Origin of the sequence: Pseudomonas sp. R3-56 (genome assembly GCF_051132075.1) — a bacterium.
Taxonomy (GTDB): Bacteria; Pseudomonadota; Gammaproteobacteria; order Pseudomonadales; family Pseudomonadaceae; genus Aquipseudomonas.
The window spans coordinates 1,618,902-1,629,258 of the sequence record NZ_CP071657.1; the positions used below are offsets into that span (position 1 = coordinate 1,618,902).

Below are 10,357 nucleotides of genomic sequence, written 5' to 3' on the forward strand. Positions count from 1 at the left end.
AGATGTTGCCTTTCTGGATCGCCCTGCAATTTCTCAGCAGCCTGCCGGTGCGCTTGCCGGGCATGCCCGAACCTGCGCAATTGGGTCGTTCGCTGCTGTTCTATCCGCTGGTGGGGTTGCTGTTCGGCGGGTTGCTTTGCGGGCTTGATACCTTGCTGTCAGGCGCACCGTTGCTGCTGCATGCGGCGCTGCTGCTGACGGCCTGGGTGTTGCTCAGCGGCGGCCTGCACCTCGATGGCCTGGCGGACAGCGCGGACGCCTGGCTCGGTGGTTTCGGTGATCGCGAACGCACGCTGCTGATCATGAAGGATCCGCGCAGCGGACCGATCGCGGTGATCACCCTGGTGCTGGTGCTGTTGCTCAAGTTCAGCGCGTTGCTGGCGCTGATCGAACAGCAGCAGACCTTGGCGCTGCTCATCGTGCCGGTACTCGGGCGTGGCGCGTTGCTGGCGCTGTTCCTCACCACGCCCTATGTACGTGCCGGTGGCTTGGGCCAGGCGCTCGCCGACCACCTGCCACGCCGCGTCGGTTGGCAGGTGCTGTGCGCCGTTGCGCTGGCCTCCGGGCTGGTGGCGGGCTGGGCCGGCCTGGTGGCGTTGCTGGTCGCGGCGCTGGGCTTTATCGGCTTGCGCCGGATAATGCTGCGCCGCTTGGGCGGGTGCACCGGAGACACGGCGGGGGCCTTGCTGGAACTGCTGGAGATGGCGGTTCTGGTGGCCTGGGCATTGAGCTGATTACAGGACGGCGCCGAGATCAATCGACAAACAGGTCGGGTGTCAGCGGGCCGCCTTGCGGGTCGTAGCGGTACTGTCCGAACTCGGTCTGGCCTTGTTCCGCCAGCAGCTCTTCATCAATCAGCAGGCGGCCGGTGACGTGGCGATTGCTGCTGGAGAGAATGGCATGGGCGGCATCGGCCATGATCGCGGGGGTTCGGGCGCGCTTGAAGGCCTGGCGTCCGCCGAGTTCGAACTCGATGGCGGCGGTGGCGATGATGGTCTTCGGCCATAGCGAGTTGACGCTGATGCCGTATTTCTCGAACTCATCGCTCATGCCGAGGGTGAGCATGCTCATGCCGTACTTGGTGACGGTGTAGGGTGCGTGCTGGGCGAACCAGCGGGACGACAGGCTCAGCGGTGGCGAGAGGTTGAGGATGTGGCCGCCGCCGCTGCGCTTGAGGTAGGGCAGGGCCGCCTGGCTGCAGACCATCACTGCACGCGTGTTGATCTGATACATCAGGTCGAAGCGTTTGGGCACAAGATGTTCGACGCCCATGAGCCGAATCGCTCCCGCGTTGTTGACCAGGGCATCGATACCGCCGAAGTGTTCGGCGGCCCTGTCCATGGCCGCGCCTACCGCCGTCTCGTCGCGCACGTCCAGTTGCAGGGGCAAGGCCCTGCCGCCGGCGGCTTCGACTTCCTCGGCCACACTGAAAATGGTTCCGGGGAGTTTTGGATGGGCCTCGGCACTCTTGGAGGCGATGACGACATTGGCGCCATCAAGGGCGGCGCGCAGGGCGATCTCGCGGCCGATGCCACGGCTGGCGCCAGTGATGAACAAGGTTTTACCGGAAAGGGACATTGCGGTGCTCCTGTGCTTGTCTGGGGACGCGGTTGAGTCTTACGGAAAGCGGGTCGCTGTCGTTCAAGAACCGCACGCAGTTAAGACAAGTTGTTTCCCAATGCATATAGGATCCTTCCCGGATTCCTGTAGGACCTTTCCGCGGCCATGGGTGACAGCCCGGGAAACCAAGGCCTACCCCTGATGCTCTTTACTTGAGGGAAACGGCGGACCTGTGGGGAGGGAGCTTGCTCCCGCTGGGTCGCGAAGCGGCCCCAAAACCAGGTCTACCCGGTGTTTTGCCGATACAAGATTGCAATCAACCTATAAATAAGTACCACCTCGCCTGATCGGGCGCTGCTTAGGGTATCGGTTCGAATTCACGAATTGGAATACCCATGACGACCACCCAATCCAAGGTCCACCTTGACCAGATCGTTGCCGATCTTTATGCGCGACATTTGCCGAACGTTACCCGTGCCGAGTTTCCGCCCATGGCAGAGCAAGCGCTGATCCTCCTGGCTCGACTGGTGGAATTGCTCGCTCCCTTCAACGTGGCCCCGGAGCGCTGGGCCGACCGCCACTTCATTACCGTTCTCGGCACCCAGGCCGCGGTGCGACAGGAGGTTGCCCGGCTGCAAGCTGTCGCGGTGGACGGCGTCGATCCTTTTACCGTGCGCAAAGTCCTTGGCCAATTGAGTCTCGCGGCCTGGGAAGGCTTGGCACCTGAACTGGCATACCCTGTCGAAACACCCCATCCCCCGGCACGCGCCGAATTCAGGCAGGCGCTGATCGAGCAGTTGAAAGCACACAGCCGACGACCGTTGAGCGAACACGCCTGGGTTCTGCTGGCCAACCTCGCCGATGACCTTTCGTTGCGTAATCAGCAACAGGCCTGGGTCCGGACATTGGGCAAACGGCCTTCGCCAATCCAGCAACTGACCTCCGCGACGGGGTTGCTGGCCCTGCTCCAGGAGGAAATATCTCAGGCCTTTACGCCGCTCGCCAGGCTCGACAGCCTGGAAGACTTCGAGCAAGTGGCAGTGACGGAGCACATTGCCGCTGACGCGCAGCCGCACACTCTGGCGTCAATCATCTACGCCAGTTTCGCCAAGGCCCGGGTCTTCAATACCGACGACGCCTACGAGCTCACCGACAAGCGGCCTGGACAGCTGGCGTTTCGGTTGACCGTCAAAGGGTCGCAGCTCAACGCATTTGCCGCTCGCATCCAGGCCTTCGGCGACGGGCAAGTACTTGAGGCTGATTTCGCGACGCTGGCCGAAGCCTACCGCCAACGCTTTGTGCTACAGGCGCGCCTGGCCTGCGCCGATGCCGTGGTGGGGACTGGAGATTTCCAGACCTTGCGCGAGGTGTCGCAGATTCGCGGCGCCACGGTCCTCCATGGAGAGGACCTGACAGTCGAGGCCGAGGGGCGAATCCATGTAACGGCCTTGTACATCGAGATGCCTGATGGCAGCCGCCAGCAACTGCATGGCGTGCTGGTAATCGGCACGCGAAGGGAAAGCTCCGTCATGCTGGTTGCCCCTCATCTGGGCATCGAGCCGTTTGCCCATCTGAAGGCGCTGCGGGTCGAGCTGGAGCGGCGCTTCAATGACCCTGGTCTCTTCCGGCCCTGGCTGGGTTACATCCAGGCCCGGGAGCGGGCGCAGGTGGGGTTCCATGATCCTGGCGCGACGAAGCTGTGTCGTTATCGCCAACTGAGCGACGATGTATTCGAGCACCTGGCGCAAAGCAATTTCCAGCGGTTGCGCAGTGACCTGGAGCAGGCCTATCGACACGTCCCTGAGACCGGCTCCCTGGATGAGTTGGGCCAACGTATCGACCGGTTATTGACCAGCGAAACCACCTGGTCAACCGAGGCATTGGCGTTACGGACGTTGCGTGCCGCCGAAACGCTTGATCTTGAACCGCTGCTTCAGGCCTGCCATCTGCAAGTCCACCCAGATGTAGCATTGCCACTGCAAGGTCAACCTGAGCCCGTATCGCTGATGCAGGTTTTCCCAGGACAGGTCGCCGACCACCAGGCTGAACCCATCACTGACAATGTTCATGCCGCCAGGCTCGCCGCTTATTTCGGTACGGCTGAGATCGCAAAAATAACCGCCCGCCTTTTCGAGGCCTTGCCTGATCATTTCCCCACGAGCGCCGCCACAGCGCCAAGCCTGGCCAGATGCCTGGCCCGCCGGCTCTGGGCTGCGCAGGCGACTCCGGCCGAACTGGCTTGGCCTGACCAGGGCGGGCGCCACAAAGTCTTCCATTTCCAGGCCGGGTTGCTTGACGCGGCCAGGCCAGCAACGCCTCACGAAACGCTGGCGATTGCCAATACGCTGTTGCCCTCTGGCGCGCCGGCTGACAGTTGCTTCTCCTGCGCCGACTGGATCGACGCCCAACTCGTCACGCAGAATTGGCGCCGCACTGTGGTGCACCGGCACATCGGCGGCGGCACCGCCATGCCGGATGTCGAGGCGCTTTGCACCGTGCTGGAGGCGCCCCGGGCTTTTGACTACAGCCGCGCTTCGCCCCACAAGCTGGCCGAAGAGATCAATCCGCTGCTGGACGCGCTTATCGATTCGCCGGCCTTCGAGCGCTTGCAACAGGCGCTGCTCAAGCCGGCGGGATGGCCGGCCAATACCGACCCCGAGCGGTGCCAGGCGCTTGCGCTCTCGGCCCTCACCGATTACCTGTACCCACCCGAGACACACCGCGCCGGTTATCTGTGCGGCTTCAATCTCTACGACCCAGCCCTGGGGGACCGTACCTGGCAGCAGGTGCTGGACGCGCTGTGGGGGCATCTGCGCAATCATTTCACCCGGCATTCAGAGTGGGCTGGCAGCCTGGCGGCGGTCATGTTGCTGCGCCGCTATGCTCCGGCGTTTCTTGTCCGAGGGCTGCCTCCTACCCTGTTGTATGGCCATACACAGACGGCCGTGGATTTCCGTCACGCCGTGGCACTGGCCCAGGCAACGGTTCCCGGGCTCGCCTGGCGCAAGCGTTTCACTGATCTTGAAGCCTTGTGGGCGAATGTCCTGACGGAAACCTTGACGCAAGCTCAGCAAGCCGCCTGTGCGGCGCTGCGCAACGATGCCTCGATCTATTTCGCGATGTGCCGAGGCCATCTGAGTGCCGGTGGCCTCGACGAAGTCGCCGATGACGATGCGCAAAAGGCCATTAAATTTACCCATGCTGATAGCGAGCGGCGGGAGAAAAACCTCAACGCGTTGCTTGAGCCGCCGCCGGACCGGAAAGAAATGGCGCGGGCGCAGATCAAAATCGATGCGCCCGGCGTCGATCAGGACAAGCAGCGGTTGACGAGCCTGGAGGAGAAACGCCGGTTCGACAGTATCCTGATTACGTTGAGCAAGTGGATCGGCAGCTGGATCTCCAAGGAGTGGGATGGACCTTATATGTCCGATGTCGAGCGCTACATGACCAATGTGGAGGGCTATGGCCTGAACGACGAGGAACTCGGCTTTCAGAGCAGGGAGCTCGGTGGTCCGGCATTGTCCGCTCGATTCGAGAAGGCCTATGACCGTTTTGAACAGGCCAGCGACGCCGCTCAGCGCGAGAAGATGATCGACGCCATCCTTGATCTTCCCGCGCATCAGCGCCGGGAGCTGATGGCTGCCGATCGATTGGTGTCGGTAAGCTTCAAGGATTCCGAAGGCAAGCCAAACAGGCTGGGCCATTTCGGCGTGCTTGCGCTGGGAGACGGCTATGCCTACGAACTGTTCTGCCCCTCCGGCACGGTTCGCAAGGTTGTCCTGGAAATCGGTGCGGACGCTCGAGTCCACCGATATTACGGCTCCACGGTTTATTACCCCGGCAAGGTATTGGAGGTCTACGACTTCAGCGGACTCCCCGCGCTGGATGCGACGGCCTATATCGAAGGTCGCGAGGGCCTTTCCAGGGAACAAGGCGGCAAGCTGACGTATCTGTTCGACAATCCTTATCGGCCTCGCCGCCACCAACAGGTAATACCGGAGCGGCAGGCTGTCGAGGGACTCTGCAAGTTGATGCAGGAGCATCATTTTGGCCAGGTGGTCCGCCAGTTGCGCCCCTACTACCGGCGGCGCACGCCTCTGGAAATCCAGTACCAACGATGGCACCGGGAGCTTGACGTGCCGCTGAGCTTCATCGTGCCTTTCTACTCGCTTTATCTGGACATCAAGCACAACCAGGTCGGCACCGCCACGGTGCTGTTCGCGGCGTTGGAAGTCATCACGTTCCTGCTGCCGTTTAATGGCGCGTTCAGGAGCGGTTACACGGCATCGGTAACGTTGGGGCGGGTGGTCGCCCGCACTACCAGCCTGGTGGTGTCGAAAGTCGCCTTGCGGCTGGCCAAGACTGGCGTGGCGAGCGCCGCCTTCAGCAAAGTGCTGCTGATCGGAACGCTTGAAGCCCTTAATCCCATGCCGTGGGGCCTGTTTGCGCTGGTCGGCAGGGCTGGGTGGAAGGGCGTCAGAGTGTTGAACGAAACGCTCTGGCGTTTGCGCCAACTTCACTGGCTGATGGAAGACACTTTTGCCCTGGCATACGGACATACCCGGCATATCTGGAGAACGCGCGGGCTCCTGGCCCCACACAGCCTGCGCAGGTTGCCGGCGATTACCCGTGGACCCGTCGACACGGTAGCGGTGAATTTTCGTGCGGATTTCAGCTGGGGCAATCGCAAGCTGAGTATCGCCCAGCAGATCGACCTGCATGCGCGGGATGTGGATATCAGCGGCGCGGTTTTGCAGGACCACCTGTATCGCCTGGGCGACGCCGAATACATTTCCATGCAGGGCAACCTGTATCAGGTGCACCGCAGCGCCAATGCGCAACTGCGCATCAGCCGTGGCGAGCACAGCGGTCCGCTGGTGGAATATGCCAAGGCCGAGCAGCAATGGCGCCTGGCTCAGGGCGGGCTGGCTGGCGGGATGCTTCCGGCGGGCGCAGCGCAGCCTCCAATCCCGCGTCAAGTCACCTTGCCCATGGATGGGGTGGAAGGTGCGGCCCCCGATTTTCAAGTGCGCATCGCGGTTCAGGTCATTTATGACGCCGCGGAAGGCGGATGGCGAGAAAGGCGCGGCGGTCAGCTCGGCGCCATGCTCTGGCGCAACGCCGCAGGCGAATGGCAACGCGGTACGCTCATCGAATTCCGCAACCGGCCGGCGCTGCTGGCGCCCCCAGGCAACCTGCGGACCGTCGAGTTGCCTGCACTGCCGGCGATGCCGATGCAGCTCGAACCGGTTCCGGCCGTTGTCCACTATCTCTGGTTAGGGCGGGACCCGCTCGGGCGCGATGCCCTGGTCAATATGGCCTTCAACGCCCGCCAGGCTCCGGGCTTCCAAAGTATCTTGCATGTGGATCTGGAGCCCGCTGCACTGCAGCAACTGGTCACCGAGGCGGGCGAGCTGATGCCTGGCCTGGTAATCAGGAACCTGAACGACGAACTATTTTTCCAGAACCTGAGCGGCACCCCTCTGGGCGAGCAATACCGTCATATCACCGGTGCCGCGCTTCCTTATTATCCCGCCGCCTCGCACGTGCTGCGCTATCCATTGCTGAATGCCTATGGCGGTATCTATCTGGATGTCGACAGCGCCATCCTGATCTCCATCCCACCGGGTCAGCTCGTCGCCACTGACGACGGGCTGTTGCTGGGCAACTGGGTCCGTAGCGCGTTGGGCTCCGGTTATGAACCGAGCCATTTTGCCAGTCGCCCGGACAACCGGATCCTGCAGGCGATTTCACTGGAAATGACGCAACGCTATCAAGCCGGACGGGCCCATTACGACAGCATCGCACCCAGGGACACCCGCCAGCACTTGCAGGACTTCTACCGTGAGCATTCCAGGCTGACTGGCACCGGATTGTTCAATGATGTGCTCGCGCAAACACCGGCGTACCCGCTGCTGCCACAGATGGGCCTGGCGGATTCGTTTGGAATATACGACCCGGCATACGAGCGATCGGCTTTCGAAGCGGCCATGCGGCACTTTCCGTTTGCTACGCTGCATCCGATCCAGCCGACCCGGGTGCCGAACTGGCGGCAAGCCTTGTCCCGGTTCGAAGAGCCGCTCCCGGAGGCTAGATTGCTGGAGCACATGCGGGCGCTCCATGTTCCTGGCGATTCCGGTTCCGATGCAGCACTGGCCGCACTGGCCACTCTGCGCGCACAAGGCCGCAGCGCCGAGGCAATTGCCCAGACCTTATCGACAATGGGGTTCCAGCGTGCGCGCATGAACGAAGCACTCGAACGAAGGCAAAGGATGCTGTCTGTCACCTCTCCCGCGCGCATTGAGGAGCACCGGGACCTGCACGCAGCGCTGATGGCGCACTGGCAGGCTGATGCCTGGGCAACTGAGCTGAATCTGCCCCCGGCGGTTTTGCAACTCGGCAACGTGCCTGTCGAGTCGCTTGTCGACCTGCCGCCCTGTTTTTATTCGAGCGTCCACGGCTTGCGCTTGGGGCCGGGGGTACGCTGGCTTAACCGGGAACCTCTGAGCAGGTTCAATAACCTTTCCCGCCTGGAAATCGACTGCTCCGACCTCATGGGTTTTTTTGTCCCACCTCCCCAGCACGTCCCGCAATTGTTGCATCTGAGCCTGCTCAACATGCACGACGCCGCCCGTCATCTGAATGCGATTCGACGGATTACCACGTTGCAGATCCTTGACCTGACCGGCGCGAGGGGACTGACGCCGCCGGACAATGCGATTCTCGACCTGAGCGACTTCGGGCTGCGCTCGATCATTCTGGATGGCTGCAGGCTTCAGGTTTTCCCGATCGTCGATTTCAGCGCGACCGAGCAGTTGTCCCTGGTCAATAACCGGATCGACGCCATACCTGCGGGATTGCTGGCCAACCCGAGCAGTGCCGCCCGTCACATCGAGGTGAGACTGGAGGGCAACCCCCTGCCGCAACAGGTCCGGGCCAGGGTCCTCTTCGCCAACGGGGAGAACCGTCGCTACCGGTTTTTCGTTGACGACAGGCCGTTACCTGGCGAGTTGCGCCGGCAGGTGCAGACATGGCAGGAGGAGTCGCTACGAATTCGTCAGGTCTTCACCGAGTGGGCGCAGGCGAGCAGCTCCACCACGCCCGTGCCCGATACCGTTCGCGTGGCGCGAGAACGGCTCGGTGCGCGGATGTTCGAGGCCCATCAACGCTACCGCAGCAGCGGCCAGGGCGCGACATTGGCACTGGAGTTGCTGACGGAACTGCCGCCGGACAATCTTCCAGCGCAGGCCTACCAGGCGGTGCACGACCTGGAGATACGGCGGCCTGGTCTTGGTCACCATGAGCTCGGGCAGCTCATCAAACGTTTCCAGGCCGTGCGCAGCCTGATCATCAGCAGCCCGACGAGCCCGATAGCCAGGCTACCCGAAACCATTAGCTCGCTCCCCGAACTCATGTGGCTGGAATTGACGAACCTGGGCATCGAGATCGACCAGCCGGCCATCGAGCTGTTCGCCTCGGTCGCCCACCTCATGCACCTCAACCTGGGCGGTAACCGCCTGGGAGCGATCGACAACACAACGGCCCTGGCCAATCGCTTCGGTGCCAACGCGGGCCTCTATCTCAGCCGTATGCATATTGAACAGTTTCCCCGCTGGATAGACGCACACTTGCTATCGAGCCTGGAAGAACTCGACCTGTCCGAAAATCTCCTCACCCACATTCCGGAAGATGTATTCAGCAACGAAGGCAATCACCAGGCATCCACCGAAGTAGTGCTGGCAGGCAACCCGCTCGATCCCGAGCTTTCCCAGCGATTGCTCGACTCGATGGCCGCGGTGCAGCCGGGTATCCCTCGCTTTACCTTCGAACTGGATGACTTGCAGCTTGATCATTTCGCTCAACCGGGACCGGTCCCTACGCCCAGTGTCGACCCATGGCTCGAAGGACTCGATGAACTCGAAGCGGCACGTCGCCGGCAACTATGGCAAGACATCGGGCGGGCAGGCGCTTCGAACCTCATGACCATGATCAATCAACTGCGGCAAACCAACGATTTTTTCCACGCTGCCCGCCGACCTGAACTGATCGGCTCGGTCTGGACGGTCCTTGAACAAGCTGGCAACGACGCGGTGTTGCGGCGCCGATTGAATGATATGGCCGAGGAGGGCGCGCGGATGCGCGCGCAGGGGGAAACCTGTGTGGATGGCTTGCGTGTCGAATTCGCCCGGATCGAAACCGAGGCCATGGTTCATCAGGCGCTGCCGGCCGGCATGCCGGAAGAGCAACGAGGGGCCTGGTTCTACCAGCGGCTACGGGCCAAGTATCGGGCCGATGCGGTCGAGGTCATTGCCAACCGGCAGGCAGGGGGACGTGATGTTGCCGAGGTACGCATGGCTTACCTGATCGGCACGCGCGAGCCCCTCGGCCTTCTTGTCGCGCCTGGAAGCATGGCATTTGCCGGCGCTGCCCGGATCAGGCACGGCGAGCTGTCCAGGGTGGTACAGATTGTTCTGGAGGAGGAGCGCTTGGGAGGCCTGCTCAACTACGGCCAGCTCCAGCCATTCTGGACCCAGTACCTGCGCGAACGTTACGCCGCTCGTTTCGCTCGCCTCGAAACCGAGTATCGGCAACGGGTATTGGACATTGATGATGTGTATCCGGCTGACAACCCTGAGCAGCGCGCTGCCCACCTGCAGGAGATGGTTAGCGGGCACGAGGCGAACCAGCAACGGCTGATCAGCGAGCTGACCGCCGAGGAGGGCAACGCACTCCATCCGCCTGAGTGAGCCGCCCTATATATATGTACCGCCAAGGCCGCCGGGCGCCTGCACAAACT

Annotated in this window: 3 protein-coding genes; 2 read left to right on the forward strand and 1 reads right to left on the reverse strand. The window is 62.3% G+C overall.

Annotated features, from left to right (window positions below):
• The first annotated feature begins 2 nt into the window (after positions 1-2).
• On the forward strand, positions 3-734 hold the full coding sequence (locus J3P96_RS07615) for an adenosylcobinamide-GDP ribazoletransferase (protein ID WP_434656359.1): 732 nt from the start codon (positions 3-5) through the stop codon (positions 732-734).
• A 19-nt stretch (positions 735-753) separates the two neighbouring features.
• Here J3P96_RS07615 and J3P96_RS07620 read toward each other — a convergent pair whose 3' ends face one another.
• Entirely contained in the window at positions 754-1,578 is an 825-nt protein-coding gene (locus J3P96_RS07620; protein ID WP_434656360.1) for an SDR family oxidoreductase, read from the reverse strand.
• A 377-nt stretch (positions 1,579-1,955) separates the two neighbouring features.
• Here J3P96_RS07620 and J3P96_RS07625 point away from each other — a divergent pair, with 377 nt between their 5' ends.
• The gene (locus J3P96_RS07625) at positions 1,956-10,307 is read left to right on the forward strand and encodes an NEL-type E3 ubiquitin ligase domain-containing protein (RefSeq protein ID WP_434656362.1); all 8,352 of its coding nucleotides are present in this window, start codon (positions 1,956-1,958) and stop codon (positions 10,305-10,307) included.
• The last annotated feature ends 50 nt before the right edge of the window (positions 10,308-10,357 follow it).